Source organism: Serratia sp. szju, assembly GCF_044594185.1.
GTDB classification, from domain to species: Bacteria; Pseudomonadota; Gammaproteobacteria; order Enterobacterales; family Enterobacteriaceae; genus Serratia; species Serratia bockelmannii.
Genome location: NZ_CP172576.1, coordinates 25,752 through 50,936, shown reverse-complemented (window position 1 = coordinate 50,936; position 25,185 = coordinate 25,752). Strand labels below are relative to the sequence as shown.

The 25,185-nt window shown below is 60.9% G+C and carries 20 protein-coding genes, 6 tRNA genes and 2 other RNA genes; 16 read left to right on the top strand and 12 right to left on the bottom strand.

Annotation, left to right across the window (positions count from 1 at the left end; translation table 11 throughout):
- Window positions 1–160 precede the first annotated feature (160 nt).
- The 10 genes from RE418_RS00285 (at window position 161) to pnuC (ending at window position 3,406) form a co-directional block, all read left to right on the top strand.
- A tRNA-Lys gene (locus tag RE418_RS00285) sits at window positions 161–236 on the top strand.
- A 131-nt stretch (window positions 237–367) separates the two neighbouring features.
- Window positions 368–443: transfer RNA gene (locus RE418_RS00280), tRNA-Val, on the top strand.
- 7 nt (window positions 444–450) lie between these two features.
- Window positions 451–526, top strand: a tRNA-Lys gene (locus RE418_RS00275).
- Between the two features lie 15 nt (window positions 527–541).
- Window positions 542–653: non-coding RNA, RtT sRNA (locus RE418_RS00270), on the top strand.
- 151 nt (window positions 654–804) lie between these two features.
- Window positions 805–880 (top strand) — tRNA-Lys (locus RE418_RS00265).
- A gap of 35 nt (window positions 881–915) precedes the next feature.
- Window positions 916–991, top strand: a tRNA-Val gene (locus RE418_RS00260).
- A gap of 6 nt (window positions 992–997) precedes the next feature.
- A tRNA-Lys gene (locus RE418_RS00255) sits at window positions 998–1,073 on the top strand.
- Window positions 1,074–1,149: 76 nt separating this feature from the next.
- Window positions 1,150–1,274: non-coding RNA, RtT sRNA (locus tag RE418_RS00250), on the top strand.
- Between the two features lie 324 nt (window positions 1,275–1,598).
- Complete coding sequence (gene nadA, locus RE418_RS00245; RefSeq protein ID WP_015376982.1) at window positions 1,599–2,660, top strand: quinolinate synthase NadA; 1,062 nt, start codon at window positions 1,599–1,601, stop codon at window positions 2,658–2,660.
- A gap of 20 nt (window positions 2,661–2,680) precedes the next feature.
- Complete coding sequence (pnuC, locus tag RE418_RS00240) at window positions 2,681–3,406, top strand: nicotinamide riboside transporter PnuC (protein ID WP_089180632.1); 726 nt, start codon at window positions 2,681–2,683, stop codon at window positions 3,404–3,406.
- A 35-nt stretch (window positions 3,407–3,441) separates the two neighbouring features.
- Here pnuC and zitB read toward each other — a convergent pair whose 3' ends face one another.
- Genes zitB through RE418_RS00225 form a run of 3 tightly spaced genes read right to left on the bottom strand, consistent with a single transcriptional unit; the run spans window position 3,442 to window position 8,206 of the window.
- A complete protein-coding gene (gene zitB / locus RE418_RS00235) occupies window positions 3,442–4,404 on the bottom strand; it encodes a CDF family zinc transporter ZitB (protein ID WP_089180633.1) in 963 nt (320 codons plus the stop codon).
- Window positions 4,404–7,604: an ATP-binding protein gene (locus RE418_RS00230; protein WP_089180634.1), complete on the bottom strand. Its 3,201-nt coding sequence runs from the start codon at window positions 7,602–7,604 to the stop codon at window positions 4,404–4,406. Before RE418_RS00230 ends, zitB begins: the two co-directional genes overlap by 1 nt.
- Window positions 7,601–8,206 (bottom strand): response regulator transcription factor, encoded by a 606-nt coding sequence (locus RE418_RS00225; protein WP_089180635.1) that lies wholly within the window; start codon window positions 8,204–8,206, stop codon window positions 7,601–7,603. Before RE418_RS00225 ends, RE418_RS00230 begins: the two co-directional genes overlap by 4 nt.
- Before the next feature lie 212 nt (window positions 8,207–8,418).
- Here RE418_RS00225 and aroG point away from each other — a divergent pair, with 212 nt between their 5' ends.
- The 3 genes from aroG to RE418_RS00210 all read left to right on the top strand — a co-directional run bounded on the left by aroG (window position 8,419) and on the right by RE418_RS00210 (window position 11,970).
- The gene (gene aroG, locus RE418_RS00220) at window positions 8,419–9,471 is read left to right on the top strand and encodes a 3-deoxy-7-phosphoheptulonate synthase AroG (RefSeq protein ID WP_025301893.1); all 1,053 of its coding nucleotides are present in this window, start codon (window positions 8,419–8,421) and stop codon (window positions 9,469–9,471) included.
- Between the two features lie 257 nt (window positions 9,472–9,728).
- Entirely contained in the window at window positions 9,729–10,919 is a 1,191-nt protein-coding gene (locus tag RE418_RS00215; RefSeq protein ID WP_025301894.1) for a YjgN family protein, read from the top strand.
- 7 nt (window positions 10,920–10,926) lie between these two features.
- A complete protein-coding gene (locus tag RE418_RS00210) occupies window positions 10,927–11,970 on the top strand; it encodes a M48 family metallopeptidase (RefSeq protein ID WP_089180636.1) in 1,044 nt (347 codons plus the stop codon).
- Window positions 11,971–12,019: 49 nt separating this feature from the next.
- On the opposite strand, the gene gpmA is transcribed toward RE418_RS00210, so the two are convergent.
- The 9 genes from gpmA to modE form a co-directional block, all read right to left on the bottom strand.
- Window positions 12,020–12,772, bottom strand: coding sequence for a 2,3-diphosphoglycerate-dependent phosphoglycerate mutase (gpmA, locus tag RE418_RS00205; protein WP_004939834.1), 753 nt, complete (start codon window positions 12,770–12,772; stop codon window positions 12,020–12,022).
- A 215-nt stretch (window positions 12,773–12,987) separates the two neighbouring features.
- On the bottom strand, window positions 12,988–13,335 hold the full coding sequence (locus tag RE418_RS00200; protein WP_025301896.1) for a PsiF family protein: 348 nt from the start codon (window positions 13,333–13,335) through the stop codon (window positions 12,988–12,990).
- A gap of 197 nt (window positions 13,336–13,532) precedes the next feature.
- On the bottom strand, window positions 13,533–14,576 hold the full coding sequence (gene galM / locus RE418_RS00195; RefSeq protein ID WP_025301897.1) for a galactose-1-epimerase: 1,044 nt from the start codon (window positions 14,574–14,576) through the stop codon (window positions 13,533–13,535).
- Window positions 14,570–15,721: a galactokinase gene (gene galK / locus RE418_RS00190; RefSeq protein WP_025301898.1), complete on the bottom strand. Its 1,152-nt coding sequence runs from the start codon at window positions 15,719–15,721 to the stop codon at window positions 14,570–14,572. Before galK ends, galM begins: the two co-directional genes overlap by 7 nt.
- Entirely contained in the window at window positions 15,718–16,770 is a 1,053-nt protein-coding gene (gene galT, locus RE418_RS00185) for a galactose-1-phosphate uridylyltransferase (protein ID WP_060432606.1), read from the bottom strand. The genes galK and galT overlap by 4 nt, the downstream gene beginning before the upstream one ends.
- A gap of 283 nt (window positions 16,771–17,053) precedes the next feature.
- A complete protein-coding gene (locus RE418_RS00180; RefSeq protein ID WP_089180637.1) occupies window positions 17,054–17,872 on the bottom strand; it encodes a CPBP family intramembrane glutamic endopeptidase in 819 nt (272 codons plus the stop codon).
- Between the two features lie 167 nt (window positions 17,873–18,039).
- Entirely contained in the window at window positions 18,040–18,612 is a 573-nt protein-coding gene (locus RE418_RS00175) for a cysteine hydrolase family protein (RefSeq protein WP_049208980.1), read from the bottom strand.
- Between the two features lie 95 nt (window positions 18,613–18,707).
- Window positions 18,708–20,195 carry a molybdate ABC transporter ATP-binding protein ModF gene (gene modF / locus RE418_RS00170; RefSeq protein ID WP_089181663.1) on the bottom strand — a complete coding sequence of 496 codons (1,488 nt, stop codon included), beginning with the start codon at window positions 20,193–20,195 and terminating at the stop codon, window positions 18,708–18,710.
- 90 nt (window positions 20,196–20,285) lie between these two features.
- Window positions 20,286–21,077: a molybdenum-dependent transcriptional regulator gene (gene modE / locus RE418_RS00165; RefSeq protein WP_089180638.1), complete on the bottom strand. Its 792-nt coding sequence runs from the start codon at window positions 21,075–21,077 to the stop codon at window positions 20,286–20,288.
- Between the two features lie 188 nt (window positions 21,078–21,265).
- Between modE and RE418_RS00160 the strand changes: the two genes are divergently transcribed.
- From RE418_RS00160 to RE418_RS00150, 3 genes are read left to right on the top strand one after another with little or no spacing between them, the layout of a single operon-like run.
- Window positions 21,266–23,428: a TonB-dependent siderophore receptor gene (locus RE418_RS00160; protein WP_089180639.1), complete on the top strand. Its 2,163-nt coding sequence runs from the start codon at window positions 21,266–21,268 to the stop codon at window positions 23,426–23,428.
- 4 nt (window positions 23,429–23,432) lie between these two features.
- A complete protein-coding gene (locus RE418_RS00155) occupies window positions 23,433–24,428 on the top strand; it encodes an ABC transporter substrate-binding protein (RefSeq protein ID WP_049208978.1) in 996 nt (331 codons plus the stop codon).
- A 1-nt stretch (window position 24,429) separates the two neighbouring features.
- A complete protein-coding gene (locus tag RE418_RS00150) occupies window positions 24,430–25,185 on the top strand; it encodes a trans-aconitate 2-methyltransferase (protein ID WP_089180640.1) in 756 nt (251 codons plus the stop codon).

Sequence of the window (25,185 nt, the reverse complement as noted above, 5' to 3'; positions counted from 1 at the left end):
CAGAAGTTAGTCGATTTGACCGATTTCTGGGCTCATTCGCGTGAAGAACAAGCAGTTGAACGCATCGGTAAAAAATTTAGGTTGCGCTGCCAAGATAAATTAGTAATATATGCCGCCGTTGCCAAGACATCTTGCAAGATGTTAAAGCGGCAGGGAAATTGGGTCGTTAGCTCAGTTGGTAGAGCAGTTGACTTTTAATCAATTGGTCGCAGGTTCGAATCCTGCACGACCCACCAATTTTGAAGCAAGAAATGAAGTGGAATCGGGAAGGATAACATCACGAAGTGATGGCCCGTCAGGGCGAGGCTAAAGGCCGAGTCATCCTGCACGACCCACCAATTTCTGAAGTAGCAGTAACCACAACAGTGGGTGATTAGCTCAGTTGGTAGAGCATCTCCTTTACACGGAGGGGGTCGGCGGTTCGAGCCCGTCATCACCCACCACTGTTATGGGTCGTTAGCTCAGTTGGTAGAGCAGTTGACTTTTAATCAATTGGTCGCAGGTTCGAATCCTGCACGACCCACCATTCTTCGCGAATGGCTGCGATAGAGAATCGTAAAGGATGAGAACCGTAAAGGTTCGAGTCTCGCGCAGCGAGACAACATCACTCCGGTGATGGCCCGCAAGGCCGAGTTATCCTGCACGACCCACCATTCTTTAAGAATGGCAGCTTCAGAATCGGTTTGATGTGGCAAGTAAAGGTCCGAGTCGAGTACCCGTCGAGTTGTCCTGAACATCCCCATCCTTGTTTTCCGCGAGTCGGTTCCAATAACCTATTCGCCATCAGCAGTAAACCACATCAGTGGGTCGTTAGCTCAGTTGGTAGAGCAGTTGACTTTTAATCAATTGGTCGCAGGTTCGAATCCTGCACGACCCACCACTCTTTGAGAGTGAAAATAGCAGTACCACAGCAGTGGGTGATTAGCTCAGTTGGTAGAGCATCTCCTTTACACGGAGGGGGTCGGCGGTTCGAGCCCGTCATCACCCACCACACTGCGGGTCGTTAGCTCAGTTGGTAGAGCAGTTGACTTTTAATCAATTGGTCGCAGGTTCGAATCCTGCACGACCCACCAATTCAGAAAAAAGCGCCTTTTGGCGCTTTTTTCGCATCTGCGCCCACCTGACTCTACCTTTATCTTCTTGCTGATATAGCCCACTGAGTCGTGCGGGTGAGATCCTGCGCTCAGGTTCGAGCATCGCGTAGCGATATGACAACGCGCAGCGTTGCCCGTAGGGTGAGGCCAAAGGCCGAATCAATCCTGCACGACCCACCCATTCAGAAAAAAGCGCCTTTGGGCGCTTTTTTCGTATCCGCATCACCGCAATCTGAATCCGCTGCTTTCTCGTTTCAACACGACACCGACTATCATCCCGCTCTTTTCTGAACGGCTATACGTTCTCCTCAGGCTGTTAATCCGCTGTGAACTGCGCGGCTAATGCCTATGTTTTTAATCTATTAAACATTGAGTGCGCAAAATTGAAAATATCAGCGGACTTTTCGCGCGATTTTAGGTATTTTGTTTAGTATATAAAACTAAGGGCGTTGCGGTAGGCGATATTCACGCGGCAGGCGCCCAGCCTAGCATGAGATTGCAGCGATGAGTGAAATGTTTGATGTCAATGCGGCGGTGTATCCCTTCCCGCCTAAACCGGTACCGCTGGACGTAGCCGAAAAAGCCTTTTATCGCGAGAAGATCAAAACCCTGCTCAAGCAGCGCAATGCGGTGATGGTCGCCCACTATTATACCGATCCGGAAATCCAGGCGCTGGCGGAAGAAACCGGCGGCTGCGTGGCGGATTCGCTGGAAATGGCGCGCTTCGGCAGCGCCCATCCGGCTTCCACGCTGTTGGTGGCCGGCGTGCGTTTCATGGGGGAAACCGCCAAAATCCTCAGCCCGGAAAAGCAGGTGCTGATGCCGACGCTGTTTGCCGAATGTTCGCTGGATCTGGGCTGCCCGGAAGAGGAGTTTCATGCGTTTTGCGACAGCCATCCCGATCGCACCGTGGTGGTCTATGCGAACACTTCGGCGGCGGTCAAAGCGCGCGCTGACTGGGTGGTGACCTCCAGCATCGCCGTCGAATTGATCGAGCATCTGGATAGCCTGGGCGAGAAGATCATCTGGGCGCCGGATCGTCATCTTGGCAGCTACGTGCAGAAGCAGACCGGCGCTGACGTGTTGTGTTGGCAAGGTGCCTGCATTGTCCATGACGAGTTCAAGACCCAGGCGCTGCGGCGCATGAAGGCGCTTTATCCGCAGGCGGCGATCCTGGTGCATCCCGAATCGCCTCAGGCGGTGGTCGAGCTGGCGGATGCGGTGGGGTCTACCAGCCAACTGATTCAGGCGGCGAAAACATTGCCGCATCAACAGCTGATTGTCGCCACCGATCGCGGTATCTTTTACAAGATGCAGCAGGCCTGCCCGGACAAGGAGTTGTTCGAAGCACCGACCGCCGGAGAAGGGGCGACCTGCCGCAGCTGCGCGCATTGCCCGTGGATGGCGATGAATGGCCTGAAGGCAATTGCCGAAGGGCTGGAGCAGGGGGGCGCGCAGCATGAGATCCACGTGGACGCCGCGCTGCGTGAGAAGGCACTGGTGCCGCTGAATCGCATGCTGGATTTCGCCGCTCAGCTTAAGATGCAGGTTAAAGGCAACGCTTAACCGTTTAAAAGGATGACCTCATGAGCTTCTTCAGTACCAGCAATATTCTGGTGCACATTCCGCTGGGCGCAGGCGGTTACGATCTGTCGTGGATCGAAGCTATCGGCACATTGTTCGGGTTGCTGTGCATCTGGTACGCCAGCAAGGAAAAAATCATCAACTACCTGTTCGGCCTGATCAACGTCACGTTGTTCGCGGTGATTTTCTTCCAGATCCAGCTGTACGCCAGCCTGCTGCTGCAGCTGTTCTTCTTCGGTGCCAACATTTACGGTTGGTATGCCTGGAGCCGCCAGACCCAGGACAATCAGGCTGAGCTGCAGATCCGCTGGCTGCCGCTGCCGAAAGCGTTGGCCTGGGCGGCGGTCTGCGTCATCGGCATCGGCTTGATGACCTTTAACATCGACCGCGTGTTCGCCTGGCTGACGCAGGTTGCGGTGGCGGTGATGCAAGGGCTGGGGCTGAACGTGCAGATGCCTGAACTGCAGCCGGACGCGTTCCCGTTTTGGGATTCGGCGATGATGGTGCTCTCCATCGTGGCGATGATCCTGATGACGCGCAAATACGTGGAAAACTGGCTGCTGTGGGTGGTTATCGATGTCATCAGCGTGGCGATCTTCGCCTACCAAGGGGTGTACGCGATGGCGCTGGAGTACGTCATTCTGACGCTGATCGCCCTGAACGGTTCCTGGCTGTGGATTAAGAGCGCCGGGCGCAACCGTTCCAATCCGCTCTCTTCCACACCGTAACAACGCAGAGGGCGCCGTGGTGGCGCCCTCTTGGCTTAGTGGCGATGTCCCAGATGGGAATGCGCTTCGGCATGTGAGTGTTCACTCGGCTCCGGCGCCCGGTTGATACCGCAGTCCGGCGTCTCGCAGTGCTGGTACTCCATCTGAATGGTCACGTGGCCAATCTTGTAGTGTTCCAACAGATAAGCCTGAATGCGTTGCAACAGCCCATCGTGGTCATGCGGCGGGATCACCTGCGCATGCAGCGTCATCAGCTTCTGGTCGCCGATCTGCCAGACGTGTACGTGGTGGATGTTGCGCACTTCCGGGATATTCAGGCACAGGTCTTTTTGCAGCTTGGCGATGTCGATCTCCTGCGGCGTGCCTTCCAACAGTTCGTGGAAACTCTCCTTCAGCAGTCGCCAGGCGCTGCGCAGCACCAGACAGGAGACCAGCACCGACAGGATCGGGTCAATCGGCGTCCAGCCGGTGGCAAGAATGACGATGGCGGCGACGATGGCGCCCACCGAACCGAGCAGATCGCCCAGCACATGCAACGCGGCGGCGCGCACGTTGATATTTTTCTCTTCGCTGCCGCGATGCAGCAACCAGAAGGCGAACAGGTTCGCCAGCAGCCCCGCTATGGCGATGATCAGCATCGTAGTACCCATCACCGGCTGTGGTTCGAAGAAACGCCGTATCGCCTCCCACAGGATGAATACCACGATCACCAGCAGCGCCGCGGCGTTGAGGAAGGCCGCCAGGGTAGTGAGGCGCAGATAGCCGAAGGTATGGCGCGCGTTGGGCTTGCGCTGGGAGAAATGTACCGCCATCAGCGCCACCAGCAGCGCGGCGGCATCGGTCAGCATGTGGCCGGCATCGGCCAACAGCGCCAGCGAGCCGGACAACAGGCCGCCGACCACCTCGGCCACCATAAAGACGGCGGTGACTAAAAAAGCGGTCAGTAGGCGTTTACTATTACTGTCTTTCGGCAAGTGTACGTGTGGAGTGTCCGACATTATTCATCCTTATGCATAGCGAAAGAGGGGGCGGCGGTGAGCAGAGCGTCCAGCTCCGGCACTATCTGCGCCACTAACGCCTTTAATTTAGTATAAGCGGCGGCGGCAAGCTCGCCCCGACGTGCGGTTTCCACCAGCTGCTGGCACAGCTGCGCGGTTTCCGGCAGCTGCAGCATCAGCAGGCTGCCCTTGATGCGGTGCGCCGCCTGCTCCAGCAGTGGCCAGTCGCTTGCGGCGACGGCATCCGCGAGTCGCTGCCGGTCTTGCCGCAGCGTATCGCCGAGCGTCTGCGCCAGCCGCTGCAGCATGGCGCGATCGCCACCCGCCATTTCGGCCAGCGTTTGCTGCAGGTCAGTAAGGACTGACTTTTCTTTCTGAGCCTGCGGTTGCTGAGCCAATACCTGACCGATCGCCGTCAGCGAAATCGGCTTGGTCAGGAAGTGATCGATCGCCACCAGCCCCGGCGGGATGCGGGTAAACTCCTGCACGTCTGCCGAGCAGAGCACGATGCGGCAAGGTGGGTGCTGCAGCCGCTGTTCGTCGCGCCGGATCAGCCTGGCCAGCGTCAGGCCGTCCGGGCGCGGCATGTTATAGTCGATAAACAGCAGATCGAACGGCTGTCGGCGCTGGGCCTTCAGCAGCGCATAGCCTTGTTCGAAGCGGGCCGGCTGTAATCCGAAGTGGCGCAGTTGGCGTTCCATCAGCAACAGATTGGTGGGATGATCGTCGATCAGCGCGGTACGTAAGGCGGAAGACGGCAGAGCAAAGGTGCGCTCTGCCGGGGCGACAGCCGGCAGCGCGCCGCTCAGCTCGACCGGTATCGCGACCTTGACACGGGTACCGACGCCCGGCTGCGAGTGCAGTTCGATGCGGCCGCCCATCTGTTCGACGATTTCTTTGCAGATCGACAGCCCCAAACCGGTGCCCTGCACCGAGATGCGTTGCGCGCCGCGTGCACGGTAAAACGGTTGGAACAGCTTGCCTATCTCATCGGCGGCGATGCCGCAGCCGCTGTCGTTCACCGTCAGATGCAATTCCCCCTGCCGCTCATCCTGCGCGTGCCAGCCGACCTCGACCTGAATGGTGCCGCGCGGCGTGAACTTTATCGCGTTGTTTATCAAGTTATTAGCCACCTGAAGTAAACGCTCACCATCAATAATCACCGCCTCCGGCAGCGCCGGATCCGCCACTACGCTCAGCGTCAACGGCCGTTCGCCGATCAGCGGCCGGTAGAGGGCGTCGATGCGCGCGACCCAGGGGCGCAGCGCCACCGGTTTCGGCGCCAGCGTCAGCGAACCGGTTTCCAGCCGAGCGTGATCCTGCAGGTCGTTGAGCAGGTTGAGCAGCGAAGAGGCCGAGCTGTATATCACCGGCAGGCCTTCCTGCGCGGGTTGGCGTTTGAGCTCCAGTTCCAGCAGGCCGAGGATGGCGTGCATCGGCGTGCGCAACTCGTGGCTGACGGTGGCGAGGAATTTGCTCTTCATGCGGTTTTCCGCTTCGGCGCGGCGGCGCGCCTGCTCGAGCTCTTCGCGTTCGCGTTTTTCACGGCGCTGCAGCATGAAACGGCGCAGCGTCAGCGCCAACAGCAGCACGGTGGCGGCGGCCAGCAGCGCCAGCAGCCAGGTAGTCTGCGGTGGCATGCGGTTATCGTTCACCGCATCGATCAGGTTGCTGCGATCGACGATCCACTCGTCGCGCAGCGATTGCAGGGTGTCCGCCGGGATCTGCATCAGGTTCTTATCGAGGATTGCCAGTAGCAGCGTCTGATCGCGACGCACGCCGAAGGCCACCGGATAGGGGATATTGTTGGCGGCGAAGGCCAGTTTGATGGCGCCGGAATAGCGCGACAGCGCCAAAAAGTTGGCGGAAATGACGTTATCCACCAGCGCATCCAACTGGCCGTTGGCCAGCGCGTCGTACATCGACTTGCTGTCGGCGAAGCTGACGGTCTGCTCCTGTTCCGGTACCAGCCCCTGCGCCAAATCGCCCTGCAGCACGCCGATGCGCTTACCGGCCAAATCGCTCCAGGTTGAGATGCCGTTGGCGTATTGGCCGACGTAAACGCCCCACAGCGAACGGTGGATCGGCATGCTGGCGCCGTAGCGCGCCTTGACGCCGCGCGCCAGCGGCAGGGCGGCGCGGAAGCTGGCCTGGCCGGACTGCACCAGCTCATCGGCCTGCTCGGCGTTGCGCGCCCACAGCGGCGCGAAACGCAGTCCGGTGTTTTGCGCGATGATGTTGAGAATGTCGATGGCGTAGCCACGCGGCTGGCCGTCGGAGCCGCGGTAGGCGAACGGGAAGTTGTTCTCGATGGCGGCGTAGTAAACCACGCGGTGGCTCGCCACCCAGTTTTTCTCCATCGCCGTCAGATCGGCATTGCCGGTGTCGAGGTAGCTGGGGATCTTTTTGCTCCAGCGGCTCTGCAGGGCATTCATCAGCTCCATCGGCGCGTCGGCGATGGCGGTGTCCAGCGTGTCTATCAGGCGCGGATCGGCGGCGGCGAACACGAAGGAGAGGTTGCCCAGGTTCTCGTTGCTTTCAATCTGATAGAGCTGGCCGAGCTGCAGCTGGTCGATGATAAAGCTGGCGCTGGCCTCGTCGGCGATAAAGTAGTCGCTGCTGCCGTTGAGCAGCGAATAGACCGCCTGCAGGTTGTTGTCGTAGCGCTGGATCTGCGATGCCACCGCCTGCAGGGCGCCGCCGGACTGCATGTCGGTCAGCGCGCCGATCGCGACGCGGGCGTTGGCGGAATTGAGCATCACCGGCCGATCGTTGCTGCGATCGCGCAATACGCGCAGATTGCTGACGTAGTAGGGCTGAGAGATCTCCAGCCCGTGCAGCGCTTCACTCTGCGGGATGCCGTACAGCAGATCGACCTTGCCGTCGTGCAGCGCCTGCTCCAGCTGCGTCAGGTCGGCGAAGCCGTAAATGGCGAAGCGGATGCCGGTCACCTGCTGAATATAGCCGAGGTAGTCGGCGTTCAGCCCATACAGATCGTCGTCCACGATGATGTTGTATGGGCTGGTGTTCTCACTGATGATGCCGACGCGCAGCGTGCGATCGCGCCAGGGATTTTTCTCGCCGACGATCAGCATGTTCTCGGGGGTATTCAGGTTGCTGACCAACTGATAGCGCACCGGCTCCGCCGCCTGCGCCAGGCCGCACCACAGGATCAGCAGCAGCAGGGCGCGGCGCATCATGGCGCCAGCTCTTTAAACACCGCCACCAGCTCCAGCAGGTTGCCGGCGCCGGTTTTACGCTGGATGTTTTTTTTGTGCGTGCTGACGGTCTTGTTGCTGATGTGCAGCCGGTCGGCGATCTGCAGGTTGGACAGCCCCTGGCTCAGCAAGCCCAGCACCTCGAGCTCCTTGGGGGTGAGCTGCCCGCCGTCCGCCGTCGGCGGCTCTTCGGCCAGCGCGGCGGCGGGGAAGCGGGTTTCACCGTCCAGCACCTGCTCGATCGCCTGCACCAACTCCGCCAGCGAGCTGCCTTTATTGACGAAACCGTCGGCGCCGGCGGCATGCGCCATGCGCGCATAGACATCGGCTTCCTGCGCGGTATAGATCAGGATTTTTTGTTGCGGATAGCGGCGGCGGATTTTTTTCAACAGCTGCAGCCCGTCGGCCTGCGGCAGGCCGATATCCAGGATCACCAGGCCAAAAGCGGCCTCGGCCAGCAGGGCCAGCGCCTGTACGTCATCCTGTGCCGCCTGCAGGTGGTAGGGACGGGATGATTTCATTAGCGCCGCTTCCAGTGCGACATGAACCACCGGGTGGTCATCAACTAATAGCAGAGAGGGCATGTTCAACTCGGGTCACTTTATATTCTGATCGCTAGCATAGCGAAAAAGGAGGCTCTGCGCTCGCCAGATGAAACAGCACAATCTGCTGTTAATTTGGCGGTTCCAGCGGTGGGGGGCAAAGGTGATTTACAGCGCCATTCTCACAGGCTAGATTGTTGGGATCTACACCGTTACGCACTGCGAAATACCCCACGATACCGAATGGAAAAGCTATGAATTACCAAAACGACGATTTACGCATTAATGATATTAAGGAACTCCTGCCGCCGGTGGCTTTGCTGGAGAAATTCCCGGCCACTGAACGCGCGGCAAAGACGGTGTCCCAGGCCCGCAGCGCAATTCACAATATCCTCCGCGGCAGCGACGATCGCCTGCTGGTGGTGATTGGCCCTTGCTCCATCCATGATACCCAAGCCGCCAAAGAGTACGCGGGGCGCCTGCTGGCGCTGCGTGAAGAACTGAGCGGCGAGCTGGAAGTGGTGATGCGCGTGTACTTCGAAAAACCGCGCACCACCGTGGGCTGGAAAGGCCTGATCAACGATCCGCAAATGGACAACAGCTTCAACATCAACGACGGCCTGCGCCTGGCGCGCAAGCTGCTGGTGGAGATTAACGACAGCGGCCTGCCGGCCGCCGGCGAATTCCTCGACATGATCACGCCGCAGTACCTGGCGGATCTGATGAGCTGGGGCGCCATCGGCGCGCGCACCACGGAATCGCAGGTGCACCGTGAGCTGGCTTCCGGCCTTTCTTGCCCGGTCGGCTTCAAGAACGGCACCGACGGCACCATCAAGGTGGCGATCGACGCTATCAACGCCGCCGGCGCGCCGCACTGCTTCCTCTCGGTGACTAAATGGGGCCACTCGGCGATTGTTAACACCAGCGGCAACGGCGACTGCCACATTATCCTGCGCGGCGGCAAAGAGCCGAACTACAGCGCGGCGCACGTGAAGGACGTCAAAGCCGGTCTGAGCAAAGCCGGGCTGCCGGCGCAGGTGATGATCGACTTCAGCCATGCCAACAGCAGCAAACAGTTCAAAAAGCAGATGGACGTGAGCGCCGATGTTTGCGGGCAAATTGGCGGCGGTGAAAAAGCGATTATCGGCGTGATGATCGAAAGCCATCTGGTGGAAGGCAACCAGAGCCTCGAAAGCGGCGAACCGCTGGTTTACGGCAAGAGCGTCACCGACGGCTGCATCGGCTGGCAGGATACCGAAACCGTGCTGCGCGATCTGGCGGCGGCGGTGAAAGCGCGCCGCGGTTAATCGCGTAAAGAAGGGCTCGCCAGCGGGCCCTTTTCTATTTATCTTAAATTTTTATATCTCCTGTCAATTTAAGGCCTACAGTTAATAGGCTTATTAAATCATTAAGCGACCGTCTTCGCATTATTCCTATTTAATAAAAGAATAATTGTCACCGCTCTCGGCATTGTGCTTATATAAGACGCTTTTTTATTCCACAAACTCCGCATGACGAATAAGCGGGGAGTGGTATGACCTATTCCTTTCAGGACGAAAGAATTATGACAAGTAATACCTCGCAGCCGCTGGGGCTGCACCGGATTAAATTCCATGGGAAAGGTGGTGAGTACTTCGCTATTTGGTTAGTCAACGCGTTATTGACGGCTCTGACCCTGGGCATCTATTCCGCCTGGGCGACGGTGCGTCGTCGTCGCTATTTTTACGGCAACACGGAATTGGACGGCGATCGTTTCGATTATCATGCACAACCGCTGCAAATTCTGAAAGGGCGGCTGTTGGTGATCGGCGGCATCATCGTGTTTTATATCTTGCTGGCGATAACGCCTCTGCTGGGGCTGCTGGCTTTGCTGGTGTTGCTTGCCCTGTTGCCGTGGATCGTGATCCGCAGCTGGCGTTACAATGCGATTATGTCGAGCTATCGCGGCGTGCGTTTTAATTATGTCTGCCGCACCGGGCGCGCCTATTGGGCTTTACTGTTCTGCCCGTTATTGCTGATTATCGGGCTGTATGTCGGTCTGATCGTCTTGCTCGGCATTGGCAGCGGTCTTGGCAGCATCAACGCCATTGCTTTTATGCTGGTGCTGACGCTGATTTTGGCCGTGCCGGCATTTGCGGCGGTAAACGGCATTATTAGCGCACTGCAGCATGACTTGTACGTTAATAACCTGTTTTTCGGGAAGACACCGTTTATTGCCGAACTGAAGAAATCGGCCTTTATCAAATTTGCCTTGGTTGGCCTGCTCATATTCCTGCCGTTCATGTTGGTCGCGCTGGTGTGCATCGGTTCGTTCTTCCTTACCCTCTATCAGATGGTGTTGATGGGCATGTTGACCAATGAAGCCATTGATGTGCTGGTGCTGGACAATATCAGCAGCCTGCTGCTGATGATGGTGGTGCTGCTGATCGGCGCCCTGGTGGCCAGCAGTTACCAGGTTGTCGCCCAACGCAACTACCTGTTTAACCAGGCAAGGCTGAACGGCGACATCAAGCTGCATTCCTCAATGAAAACGATGCCGTACATGGGATTGTTGATCACCAATACCCTGATTACCCTGTTCTCGCTCGGTTTGGCGGCGCCGGTGGCGGAAGTGCGCCATGCCCGTTATCTGGCGGCTTGCACGGCGGTTGAAGGCGATTTGGCGCTGCTGAACATTACTGCGCATCAGGAAACTGCCAACAGCGCGGTGGCCGAAGAAGCGGTGCAGGCGCTGGATCTGGGCGGCAGCTTCTGAGGCGCCGATGATCCTTGAAGGCGCTTATCAATTGCCGGGGCGGGCCGCACGTGAGGCGGCCCGTTTACTGGTGAACGAAAGCGGCGAAGGCGTGACGCTGCAGCGGCAGGATGAACAGCGTTACATCCCGCTGGCGGACATCACCGTTTCTGCCGCGTTGGGCAATATTCCGCTGACGCTCACCTTTAGCGACGGTGCGCGCTTTGTGCCGGATGACGATGCGGCCTTTCGCCGCTGGTTCTATCAGCGCCGTTCGCCGGGGTGGGTACATCGGCTGGAACGCCATAAACGCGGCGTTGCCCTGGCGCTGCTGATGACGCTGCTGGCGGTAGTGGCTTACGTTTACGTGGTGCTGCCGTGGGCGAGCAGCGAGATCGCCATGCGCATCCCCACCTCGGTGGAACAGACGCTGGGCGAGCATACACAGACGTTTTTGGACCAGAGCGGCTTCGCGCCCTCCGCACTCCCGGTCGAGAGGCAGCAGGCGTTGCAACAACTGTTCCGGCAGGTGATGCCGCCTGAGATGCGCCAGGAGCGCACGCCGCTGTCGCTGAAGTTGATGGCGGCGCCCGGTGCGCCGAACGCCTTTATGTTGCCAGACGGCACGCTGGTGCTCAGCGATGAGCTGGTCACTTTGTCGAAAAACGACGATGGCTTGGCGGCGGTGATGCTGCACGAAATGGGGCATCACGCTTATCGTCATCCGATGCGCATGCTGGTGCGTTCGTCACTGGTGGCGTTGACGCTGATGTGGATGACGGGTGACGTCAGCGGCATCGGCGATACGTTGCTGCAGTCCGCGTCCTTCGTGAATGAGATGCAGTTTTCTCGCGGGATGGAGCGTGAGGCCGATGCGTTTGCGATAGCGGAAATGCAGCGCCAGGGGCGTTCGCTGGCAGAAATGGCGGCGATCTATCGCGCGTTGGCGCAGGCGCCTGAACGAGAAAAGACCGATGACTGGGCGCTGCCGGCCTGGCTCAGCACCCATCCGGCGATGCAGGAACGGCTGGACGCGGTGAACGAGGCGATGGCGCAGCAGCTGCGACAGTAATAAAAAAGCCCCCGGTTTTCACCGGGGGCTTTTTCGTTAACGGGCGAAATTACTTCGCTTTACCCTGGTTCGCCACGGCGGCCGCTTTTGCAGCGATTTCGTCGGCGTTACCCAGGTAGTAACGTTTGGTTGGCTTGAAGTTCTCATCGAACTCATACACCAACGGCACGCCGGTTGGGATGTTCAGTTCGAGGATTTCGTCTTCGCTCAGGTTATCCAGGTATTTCACCAGCGCGCGCAGCGAGTTGCCGTGTGCTGCAACGATCACGCGCTCGCCGCTCTTGATGCGTGGCAGGATCTCTTCGTCCCAGTAAGGGATAACGCGATCGATGGTCAGCGCCAGGCTCTCGGTCAGCGGCAGCTCTTGTTCGGTCAGGGAGGCGTAGCGCGGATCGTGGCCAGGGTAACGTTCGTCTTCTTTGGTCAGCTCAGGTGGGGTCACCGCGAAGCCGCGACGCCATTGCTTCACCTGCTCGTCGCCGTATTTTTCAGCGGTTTCGGCTTTGTTCAGACCCTGCAGCGCACCGTAGTGACGTTCGTTCAGCTTCCAGGATTTTTCGGTTGGCAACCAGGCCTGATCCAGCTCGTCGAGGATGTTCCACAGGGTGTGGATCGCGCGCTTCAGTACGGAGGTGTAAGCGAAGTCGAAAGTGAAACCTTCTTCTTTCAACAGCTTGCCTGCTGCTTTCGCTTCGGTGCGGCCCTTGTCGGACAGATCAACATCATACCAACCGGTGAAGCGGTTTTCTTGGTTCCACTGGCTTTCGCCGTGACGCACCAGAACCAGCTTAGTTACAGCCATAGCTTAACTCCTTAATAATCTGACATTTCAATGATAACGAAAATCATTATATTGCCGCGGGCCGGGGCTCGGCAATCGATAGTGTCTAACCATAGCCAATTTCTTGCCGCAAAGTAAGGGCTGGCGAAAGGAAAAAGCTGAATCGTTCAGGCTGGCGCTGTGAGGGGGAAACGGCGCGCCGAAATCGCTCCGGGCGCGCCGTGGCGTGGGGGAAATCAGGCCGATTTTTTCAGGCAGTTGCTCATGAAGGTTTTACGCGCGTCGCCCTTCAGATCCTTGGTCTTGGCGTCGGCGTTGCAGCTTTTCATTTTCTGCTGCTGCGGCGTCAGGGTTTTGCCCGCCGCGGCGGAGCCTTCGGATTTCAGACAGGTGCTCATGAAGGTGGAGCGATCGGCGCCTTTCAGCGATTTGGTGGATGCCTGCTGGTTGCAATCGGTCATGCGTTTCTGTTGGGCGGCCTGCGCCGGAGAAGGCGTTTTCGTCGCCGTCGTCGCGTCGGCCGCCATCAGATTGGTGCTCAGCATTAAGCCCGCCAGCAATGGAAGTGCAGTAATCAGACGCATAGGTGTTCCTTCAGCTATTGATTGGCCGCCATCGGCCGAAAATGGTGACGTTGCACAAGGCGTTGTGCTTATCACGGTAGCCTGAGTGTAGTGCGCGCTTTGGAATAAGGGAAGGTGGGCGCCGGTAGGGGGATAGCGCTAAAAGGTAAGCATTTATAACAAATTGCCCCCGGCCGCACGGCGAGGGGCGTAGCGGGTCAGATAGGATAAAACTGATAATGCGTGGCGCTGCGGTAGCGACTCCCCGGTTGCAGCCAGCAGTCCGGCTGCGGCCACTCGGGATGGTGCGGGCTGTCCGGCAAAAACTCGCTCTCCAGCGCCACGCCGGCATGGTTGGCGTAGCTGCCGCCATCGCGCGCCGGCGTGCCGGCCAGAAAATTGCCGCTGTAGAGTTGCAGTGCAGGCGCGTCGGTGAACACGCTCATTTGCACCTGGCCGTCGGCGGACCACAAATGGGCTGCCGGGCTCTCCAGCGCGCCGCAGGTGCGGTGCAGCAAGAATGCGTGATCGTAGCCTTTTACCCGCTGCTGGTCGCGATCGCGCAGGAAATCCTGCAGCAGCGTTTTCGGCTGACGAAAATCCATGCCGCTGTCGTCCACCGGCGTCAGATCGGCGCAGGGAATGCCCTCGGCGTCGACGGGCAGATAGCGATCGGCGAACAGCTGCAGCCGTTGGGCGCGGGCGTCGGTGCCGGCGCCGTCCAGATTGAAATAGGCGTGGTTGGTCAGGTTGACCGGGCAGGGGCGATCGACCTGTGCCAGATAGCTGATTTCCAAACGATTATCCGGGGTCAGACGGTAGCAGACCTGCACGTCGAGATTGCCGGGGAAACCCTGATCGCCCTCCGCCGAGTGCAGCGCATAGCAGACCTGTTGCGCATCCTGCTGGACCCGGCGCCAGCGGCGGGCATGAAAACCGTCGGGGCCGCCGTGCAGCTGGTGGACGCCCTGATTGGCGGCCAGCGCATGGGGAGTCCCATCGATGGGCAGGCTGGCGTTGGCGATGCGGTTGGCGTAACGGCCGACGGTGGCGCCCAGATAGGCGCCCTGACGCGGGTAGTCTGCCGGGCTGCGGCAGCCGAGCAGCAGTTCGCGTTTTTCACCGGATTTGAGCGGCAAGACGGCGGACAGCCAGGTGGCGCCCCAGTCCATCAGCGTCACCGTCATGCCGGCGGCGTTTTGCAGCTGCGTCAGCTGATAAGGCTCCCCATCGGGCGCCGCTGCCGTGCTCATCGTCAGCATGTACCGGCCCCCTGCGAAGCCTGGCAGACATAGAACGTTTCCTGTAATCCGCCGGTTTGCCGCGGATACTCGTGCGCCACGGCGGCACGCACCGTCTCCACGAGATCCTGTGGCATCAGCGCGACGATGCAACCGCCAAAGCCGCCGCCGGTCATGCGCACGCCACCGCGCGAGCCGATCGTCGCTTTGACAATCTCGACCAACCGATCGATTGGCGCCACGGTGATTTCGAAGTCGTCACGCATCGAGGCGTGGGACTCCGCCATCAGCCGGCCCATGCGTTGCAGATCGCCGGCCGCCAGCGCATCGGCCGCCGCCAGCGTGCGGGCATTCTCGCTGATGACATGGCGCGCGCGTTTGGCCACCAACGGATCCAACTGATGTTGACGTGCTTCAAACTGTTCCGGGCTGACGTCACGCAGCGCCTTGACGCCGAAGAACCGAGCCGCTTCTTCACACTGTTTGCGGCGGGTGTTGTACTCGCTGTCCACCAGCCCGCGCTGCACATTGGAGTTGATGATCACCACCGCGACGCTGTCCGGCATCGGCACCGCACGGGTCTCCAGCGAGCGGCAGTCGATCAGCAGAGCGCTGTCGCGCCGGCCGAGCGCGGAGATCAGCTGGTCCATGATGCCGCAGTTGCAGCCGACGAACTGGTTTTCCGCCTCCTGGCCGTTCAGCGCCAGCGCCACGCCGTCCAGCGGCAGCTGATAGAGCGCCTGCAGCGCCTGGCCTACCGCCACTTCCAGCGCGGCGGAGGAGCTGAGCCCCGCGCCCTGCGGCACATTGCCGGCGATCACCAGATCCGCGCCGCCGAAATCGGGGTTGCGTCGCTGAAGATGTTTCACCACGCCGCGCACATAGTCGGACCAGCGCTGATCGGGGTGGTTGACGATCGGCTCGTCGAGCGAGAATTGATCCTGCTGATTCTGATAATCGGCGGCTAGTACGCGGATCTGGCGGTCGTCGCGCTTGGCGCAGGCGATGACGGTTTGGTAATCGATGGCGCAGGGCAACACGAAGCCGTCGTTGTAATCGGTATGCTCGCCGATCAAATTCACCCGCCCCGGCGCCTGGATGGTCAACGCCGGCGCGTAGCCGAAGTGTTCGGTAAACAGGGAATGGGTAAGCGGTTTCAGGCTCATGCTTGGGCTCCGGCTTCACGGTAATGAATATCGCTGACGGCGCGCAAACGCTCTGCGGCCTGTTCGGCGGTCAGATCGCGCTGGGTTTCCGCCAGCATCTCGTAACCGACCATAAATTTACGCACGCTGGCTGAACGCAGCAGCGGCGGATAGAAATGGGCGTGCAGCTGCCAGTGTCGGTTGTCGGCGCCGTTGAACGGCGCGCCGTGCCATCCCATCGAATAGGGGAAAGAACACTGGAACAGGTTGTCGTAGCGGCTGGTCAGCTTCTTCAGCGCCAGCGCCAGATCGCGGCTCTGCGCCGCGCTGAGATCGGTGATGCGCTGCACCGCCGTTTTCGGCAGCAGCAGCGTTTCAAACGGCCAGGCGGCCCAGTAGGGCACCACCGCCAGCCAGTGTTCGGTGTTCACCACGATGCGTTCGCCTGCGGCCAGCTCGCGCTGCGCATAATCCAGCAGCAGCGGGGAGGCATGTTCCCGGAAATAGTCGTGTTGCAGGCGATCTTCGCGCTCGGCCTCGTTCGGCAGAAAACTGTTGGCCCAGACCTGCCCGTGCGGGTGCGGGTTGGAGCAGCCCATCGCCGCGCCTTTGTTTTCGAACAATTGCACCCAGGGGTAGTGCTTGCCCAGCTCCTCGGTTTGCGCCTGCCAGGTGGTGACCACCTGCTCCAGCGCCGGCAGCGTCAGTTCGGGCAGAGTCTTGCTGTGATCGGGAGAGAAGCAGATCACCCGGCTGACGCCGCGCGCGCTCTGGCTGCGCATCAGCGGATCGTGGCTGTCGGGCGCCGGCGGCGTATCGCTCATCAGTGCGGCGAAATCGTTGGTAAAGACATAGGTGCCGCGATATTCCGGATTGCGATCGCCGGTGACGCGCGCGTTGCCCGGGCACAGGAAACAGTCGGGATCGTGCGCCGGCAGCGTTTCCGTGGGGACAGTCTCCTGCTGGCCCTGCCAGGGGCGCTTGGCGCGGTGCGGTGAGACCAGCACCCACTGGCCGCTCAGCGGGTTAAAGCGGCGGTGCGGATGGTCGATAGGGTTAAATTCCGTCATACGGTTCCTTATTGGCGTCGACAAGGGTGTAATCGCTTCCAATTACCGTTTTAATACGCCCGTTGCTGAACAGGGAGAAGTCATTGCGCAAAAAGATAGCACGCTCGCGACGGTAAAAAGGTGATCTAACGCGAAAAATGGAATCGTTTACACTTCATTAAAAAGCGCTGGATGGGTGGAGAAAAGCAGGGGGCGGCATGATTGAGGTCATACGGTGAGGTGCTGGTGATAGCGTTTTCACCCGACCAGCCGGCAGAGAGGGGCTCTCTGCCGGCGTCAGCCGTTAAGAATGCTGATACAGCGGGTAGGTGAAGAACAGCAGATGGGTCAGATTAAGCCCGAAATGGAACAGAATCGGCACCCACAGACGGCCGCTCCACATCCACGCCAGGCCGTAGATCACCCCGGCGAGGGTTGCGAAGATCACCATCAGCATACCGCCCGCCAAATGTGCGGCGCCGAACACCAGGGAGGCGACGATCAGCGCCGGCCAGGCGCCCAGCCACTGGCTGAGGCGCTGCTGCAGGTAGCCGCGAAACAGCGCTTCCTCGGCCATGCAGACGAAAAACAGGTTCGCCATGACGAAGGGCAGGATCCAGGCGGGCGCATGCAGCTCGATTTTTAAGCCGCCCAGCGCCACGGCTAGCAGCAACAGCGCCGGCACGGCCAGCAGCAGCGCAATCCAGCCCGCTTTGCCGGCGTTGCCGCCGGGTTCGGCGGAAAACAGCGTGGGTAAGCAGGCGAACAGCAGGAAGGGCACCATCGCCTTATCGAAGTTGTAATACATGGTGAACGGCGCGCTGAGCGGGCCAGCTCTTTCGCCGTCGATCATCAGCTGGTTGTGGATGCCCGGCACCAGATGCAAGAACAGCGCCACGCAGCCGGCGACCACCAATCCTTCGAGCGCGATCGCCAGATTGCGCTGCGCGCGAAAATGGTGACGCAACCCCGCTAGCGCTACGATCGCCAGCAGATAACTCAGGCTGAGCGGCGTCAGTACCCCATGATAAAGCCCCATACCCGCTGAGGCGGCCAGGATCACCCAGGCTATCAGCCGGTTAAACGGCAAGAAAAATAACGAAGCAGCCAGTACGCCCCACATAATATGTCCCTTTAAAATATGTACACGGCGCTCAGCGCCTTTGCGGCGTGCGATGATGGCGAAATTGAGCGCTAGAGCGGATAGTAGCACACCAGGATGACGCTAAAGGTCGGGGCAGTGATGCATTCGTGCATGATGCCGGCCCACACGATCGGCGGCGATGCGGGTCAGCCTTTCATCCATGCCTGCGAACGGGTGATTTCGGCCAGGTTTTGCAGGGTATCCAGACTCTGCTGGTGGATCTCCTGCGTAGGGGCTGCGCACAGATCGTGCAGTACGGTCACCTGGAAGCCGGCGTCGTGCGCCTGACGCGCGGTGCTCTCGATGGCGAGCGGTGTACTGATACCCGCCAGCAGCAAATGGTGGCACCGATGTTGCCGCAGCCAGGCTAACAAATTGTTACCGGAGAAGGCGCTAACCGCCGTTTTTTCAAACTGCAGATCGGTCTCTTCCTGATGCAGTTCGGGCACCCAGCGGCAGCCCGGGCCATTTAGCCGCAGCGCACCGATCTGCTTGAGATGGTTGAACAACGGCGAGTGGGGCGGGATATCATGATAATCGTCGGCGAATCCCACCCGCACCCAGATCACCGGAATTTTTCGCACCCGGGCATAGGCCGTGGCGGCATTGACGTTAGCGAGCAGGTGGGTTGCCACCACCTGTTCACGGCAGTGGTTGGCGCGCCCTTTGGGCCCGATCAGATCCTCGATCAGGTCGATGATAATCAACGCAGCGGACATGGCGTCTCCAGAAAATGGCCTTCTTTCTTTCTATGATAAAAGGCCAAATGTGATGTGCTGCGGTGAAGTGTTGCCGGATATGTTTACGCCGCGTTTCAGGCGGAGGCCGCCTCCAGCCGCTGGTGTTGATAGCCGTAGCCGCCCTCGCTGTCGGGCACGAAGCTGAGGCGGTGAGTGATGCACTGCGGCGCGTCTTCGGCATGGTGCGAAACGAACAGCAACTGGGTGGCGCCCTGGCCGATCAGCACGTCGATGAAGCGGCGCACCAGCTGGCGATTGAGCGGATCCAGCCCTTGCAGCGGTTCGTCGAGGATCAGCAGCGCCGGGTGTTTCACCAGCGCACGGGCGATCAGCGCCAGCCGCTGTTGGCCCCAGGAAAGGCTATGGAACGGGGCATCACCGCGCGCGCCGTCGAGCCCGAGCAGCGCCAGCCATTGCTCGGTCAGCTGCCGCTGACGATCCGAGACCGCCTGATAAATGCCGATCGAATCGAAGAACCCCGACAGCACCACGTTGCGCACGCTGGTGTTGACGCGATAATCCAGATGCAGGCTGCTGCTGACGTAGCCGATATGGCGCTTGATCTCCCAGATGGTTTCCCCGCTGCCGCGACGGCGGCCGAACAGCGTCAGATCGTTGCTGTAGCCCTGTGGATGATCGCCGGTGATCAAGCTGAGCAGCGTGGATTTTCCGGCGCCGTTCGGACCGACGATTTGCCAGTGCTCGCCGGGGTTAACCTGCCAGTTGAGGTGATTGAGGATCGGCCGATCGTTATAGCTGACCACGCCGTCGCGCAGGACGATCAGCGGCCGGTCCGTCGGCAGGGCTACTTTTTGCGTCGGATCCTCGGTTTCCGGCAGCGCCAGCCCGCTGAGGTTTTCGCTGTGCGCCAGCTGCGCCACCAGCGCGTCCGCCATCACCTGGCTGCGCGGCCCGCGGCTGGTTAGGGTGCAGTCCGCCAGCACGCCCACCTGCCGGACAAAATCCGGTATTTCGTCGAACCGGTTGAGCACCAGCACCACGGTCTGGCCCTGGGAGGAAAGCTCGCTCAGCAACGCGGCGAGCTGTGCGCGCGAGTGCACGTCCAGCCCGTCGAAGGGTTCGTCGAGGATCAGCAGGTCAGGCTCGGGCATCAGCGCCCGGCACAGCAGGGTCTTGCGCGTTTCGCCGGTGGAGAGGTATTTAAAGCGGCGGGTCAGCAGGGCGGTGATGCCGAACTGCGCGGCTAGCCGCTCACAGCGCGCGGCGTCTTTCACCTCTTCCTGAATGATCTCCGCCGCGGTGCGGCCGGTATCGTCCTCGTCCGCGCTGAGCAGGTCGGTGTTGTTGCGTTGCCACTCGTCGCTGACCATTTTTTGCAGCTGTTCGAAGGAGATGCGCACCGCATGCTGAAAGTCGCTGCGGCGTTCACCGCTCAGCAGAACCAGTTCGTCGGCCAGCGCGCGCGCCAGGGCGGATTTGCCGCTGCCGTTGGCGCCGACGAAGGCCCAGCTGTCGCCGGCCTGGATCGCCAGTGCATCCAGCGTCAGGGTACGGGTATCGCTTAAGCGGAATGAACCTTGCGAAATGTGCAACGACGACATCACCTGTTCCTTTTTTTGCAATTATTTGCCTTAGAAATAGGCGCATTGCACGGTGATGTCAATCAGCAAAAACGCAACGTTACGTTGCGCTTAACACAACGTGGCGATAATCACGTGGTCGGCGTTGAACAGGGCGTGTACGGCGGTACCGACGCTCAGCTGCAGGCGCTGCAACTCCGCCGTCGTCAGGGTGGCGCACAGGGTTTCGCCCCCCGCCAGCGTCACCAGCACCTCGCTGTGTTCGGCCCCCGGCTGAATGCCGGCTACCACGCCCGCCAGCGCGTTATCCGCACCGGTATGCTCCCCCGTCTCGACGCTTAACCGCACCCAGGGCGCTTTGATCAGCGCCAGCACCTCTTTGCCGGGCACCAGCTGCAGCCGGTCGGCGCTTTGCTGGGTGATGGCCGCCGTCAGGCGAGTGGTGCCGTCGTTCAACAAAATCGCCAGGTGCTGCTGCACCTGCTGATGATCGCGTTCGATCACGGTGCCGAAGAACTGATTGCGCGCGCTGGTTTGCAGCGAGAAGCGCGAGATGGCCGCCAGCAGGCTGTCGAGCGGCAGATCGTCCTGCTGCAGCACGTCGAAGGCTTTTTGCTGCACCTGGCCCAGCAGGTCATACAGCTGGATCAGCCGTTGGCCGTAGTGCGTCAGATGCGCGCCGCCGCCGCCTTTGCCGCCGGTGGCGCGTTCCACCACCGTGTGTTCCGCCAGTTGGTTCATCTCATTGATGGCGTCCCAGGCGCTTTTGTAGCTGATGCCCGCCAGTTTGGCGCCCTGGCTGATGGAGCCGGTGTGCTGCACCTGTTTCAGCAGCGCGATGCGGCGCGGATCGGCGAACAGCTTTTGCTGGAGTTTGAGAGTCAGAAGAATTTCGGCCTGCATAGCGCATCCTGTCGACGGCAAAAACCGTATTGTCGCCGATTTGGCGGCAAAGCGCCAAACGCCGTGCGTGGGAGAGTGGGGCAATAAAGACTGGTATTGTAATATTGTAATAATATAACATAACAGAAAAACAATAAGGCTTTACGCCGGCTGCGGCCGGTTTTTATTTCACCACAGGGATGCTCCACATGAGTACGACACGCCGGCGTCTTGGCACGCCCAAAAAATCTTTATGTCTTGCCGCCGCATGGATCGGCGGCGCACTGACAGCGCCGCTGGCTTTCGCCGCCGACTGCGATAAAGCCCGCAATGCCACGGGGTGTGAAGAACAGCTCACCGTGGAGGCGGCGGCCCCCGCCGGGCGTTACGATGCGTTGAACGCCGTGAGCCGCAGCGCTTCGCAGATCGGGCTGACCGCTCGGGAGACGCCGCGCAGCGTCGATATTATCAGCGCGCGGGCGATCCAACAGCGGGGCGATCGTTCGCTGGCCGCCGCCGTCGAGCACGCTACCGGTCTGTCCGGCGTCGCTTCGCCAACGTTGTCCAACAACTTTTCCGCACGCGGTTTTCGGCCGATCGCCTGGCTGTATAACGGCGTAGAGATGCCCGGCAGTACGCTGCAACTGGGCGATCCGGCGCATTACGACAGCATCGAGGTGCTGCGTGGGCCGGGGTCGGCCTTGAACGGGCTGAGCGCCGCAGGCGGCAGCGTCAACCTGATCTCGCGGCGGCCGACCTTCAACCGGCAGCCGTTCGAGCTCGATTATGGCCTCGGCAGCTACCGCAGCCAGCGTTTGCATCTGGGTGCCGGCGGCGCGCTGGTGGACGATGTGATGGCGTACCGGTTGGACGTCAGCGGCAACGACAGCGGCAGCAACGTGCAGTATGAACGCGATCGGCAGAAGCGGGTATCCGGCTCGCTGCTGTTTAAATTGACGGACGATGCGCTGCTGACGCTGAGCCTGGACCGCATGCTCAACCGCACCAACAATCCTTACTACGGCACGCCGCTGCTGAATGGGCGCATTGCCGGCGAGCTGCGCGATATCAATTACAACAACCTGACCGACAGCCGTATCCAGAGCAACGCCACCGCATTTCAGGCCAGTCTGGACTGGTTTATGACGCCCGAAGTGGAGTGGCATAACCAATTCTATTACTACAGCGGTTTTCGCGAATGGCGCAACGTCGAGCGTTTCCGCGTCGCGGCGGCGGCCCGGCCCGGCGACGTCAACCGCGACTCTTTCGGCGCTCTGGCGCACGACGACGATCTGATCGGCAACCGCAGTTCGCTGGTGTTCGATCGCGCTATCGCCGGTTTCGATAATCGGTTACTGGTCGGCTTCGATCTGAGCAAGCGGCATTTTCAGTACTACTCCAACGGTTTCCCCGGCTCCGAGGACGTGCCGCTCGGCGCGCCGCCCAGAGAGCCGTTCGCTCAGGGCACCGCCAGCCAGCGTGCGCCGGTGCGCCACGTCACTCAGAATCAGTACGCTGCCTTTCTTGAAGACCGCTTCAGCCTGACCGAGCGTTTAGCGCTGCTGGGCCAGCTGCGCTACAACCATATGAACATGGATTGGCGCTTCCAGGGGCCGCAGGAAGAGAGCCGCGCGCGCACCTACGTTTTCAGCACCTGGAGCCTGGGCCCCAGCTATGCACTGACCGATAACCTCACGCTTTACGCCAACTACACCACCGGCCAGGAGCCGGGCAACGATCTGTTCTTCCTCAGCCCGACGCAGACCGATCTGCCGCTGACGCGAGCGCGCCAGTGGGAGGCCGGCGCCAAAGGGCAGTTTTGGGATAACAAGGGAGAGGCGACGCTGGCGCTGTACGAACTGCGCAAGGACAACCTGTTTGTGCCCGACGCGCAGCGGCCGGATGCGTTGAACGCGGTAGGCAGGCAGACGTCGCGCGGCATCGAGCTTGGCGTGGTGCTGCGTCCCGACGATCGTTGGGAGCTGGCCGGCAATGCCGCCTACACGCACGCCCGCTACGACGACTATCGCGGCGGTAGCCCGCTGCGCAGCTACAACGGCAATCGCCCGGCCTATATCCCGGACTGGACCGCCAACCTCAGCGTGCATTATCAGGCGACGGCGCGCCTGGGGCTGGCTTCTTCGCTGCGCTACGTCGGCAGCAGTTATAACGACGACGCCAACCAGCGCAAGATGCGCGCGTACACCACGCTCGATCTGGCGGTGGATTATCAGTTGACGCCGATCGTCGATGTCGGTTTCCGCATTCGCAACGCCACCAACCAGCTGTACGCCTATCAGCGCACCTACCCGGATCAGGCGCTGATCGCGCCGCCGCGCAGCTATGAAACCTTCGTGTCGGTCAGGTTCTGACGGCGTGAAACGCCGGCTTTGCCTGTTGTTGTGCGCCCTGGGGTTGGGCGGGGGCGTGCCGCTGCGTGCCGATAGCGTCAGCCTGCAAAATTGCGGGGTCACGCGCGATTACCCGCAGCCGCCGCAGCGGGTGCTGGTTTATGCCAATCCGGCGCTGGAAAACCTGCTGGCGCTGGGGCTGGCCGCCCGTGCAATCGGCGTGGTCGGGTATGACCGCATGCGCGATCCCGCGCCGACGGCGTCGGCCGATGCGCTGCGGGCGCCCACCAGCCCGGCGCCGCCCACGGCGGAAGCGTTGCTGCTGATGCGGCCGGATTTTGTCTATTCGGCCAGCTATTACTGGCTGCACAGCCCGGAAACGCCCGATCGGACGCGGCTGGCGGAATGGGGCATCGGCACTTACCTCTCTCCCGGCGCCTGCAGCGGCCAGCAAAGCGCGATCGCCGCTGCGCTGACGTTTGAAGACATCTTCACCGAGCTGCGGGAGCTGGCGCGCATTTTCAACGTCAGCCGCGGCGGTGAAGCGCTGATCGCGCGGCTACGTGGGCAACTCCAGGCGTTTGAGGCGCAGCGCGCGCCGCTGCCGCATTTACGTCTGCTGTGGTGGTATGCCGGCACGCAGACGCCCTACGTGGCGGGCTGCTGCGGCGCACCAGGTTTGCTGAGCCGAAGCGTCGGCAGCGAGAACCTGTTCGGCGATCTGCCCGAGCTGTGGCCGACGGTATCCTGGGAGGTTATCGCCGCCCGCGATCCGGATGCGATCGTGCTTGGCGATCTGCCGCGCGGCGGCTTCGGCGACAGCGCGGCCGACAAGATCGCCTTTCTGGAGCATCACCCGCTGACCGCTACGCTGCGCGCCGTGCGTCAGCGGCGCTACGTGATCCTCCCCGGTTACGACATGGACCCTTCCGCCCGCACCGTGGCGGCGCTGGGCCGTTTGATTCGAGGCCTGGCGGCCTTGCCGCCGCAGGCTGCGACTTTTTCCAACAAGGAACCTTGATATGACTGCCGTTTCATTATCTTCGCTGCTGGACTCCTGGGATCGCCAGCAGGCGGCCTACATCGCCGAGCGGGAAGCGCGTTTTAACGCCCAGCTGGAGGTGCTGGCGCTGGCCGCCGGCCAGGATTTTCACGTGGTGGATCTAGCCTGTGGCCCGGGATCGCTGAGCCTGCGCATTTTGCAGCGCTTTCCGCAGGCCAGGGTAACCGCCATCGATCTCGATCCGTTGCTGCTGGCGGTGGCGCGCGGCGCACTGGCGGAGTATGGCGATCGGATCCGCATTCTGCAGGCCGATCTGGCGGATCCTGCCTGTTTTTCCGCGCTGTCCGGCCCCGCGCCGCAGGCGGCGGTGTCCAGCACGGCGCTGCACTGGCTGATGCCGGAGCAGCAACTGGCGCTGTACCGCAACGTCGCCGGGCTGTTGGCCGACGGCGGTGTATTCCTCAATGCCGATCATCAGCGCTATGACCACCGTCAGCCACGGCTGAAGGCGTTGGCCGAGCGGCACGATGAGCAGACCCAGCAACGCGCCTGGTACAACGGCGTCGAGGATTGGGATCGCTGGTTCGCCGGCGCGCTGCAATTACCGGCGTTGGCCGCTTATCAGGCCGAGCGTGAGGCGCTGTTCGCCGGCCGCCCGGTGCCGCCGCCGACGCCGGTGGATTTCCAGCTCGCGGCCCTTAGGCAGGCCGGTTTCAGCGAGGCGGGGACGGTGTGGCAGCTGTTGGACGACTATGTGATCGCAGGCTGGAAATAG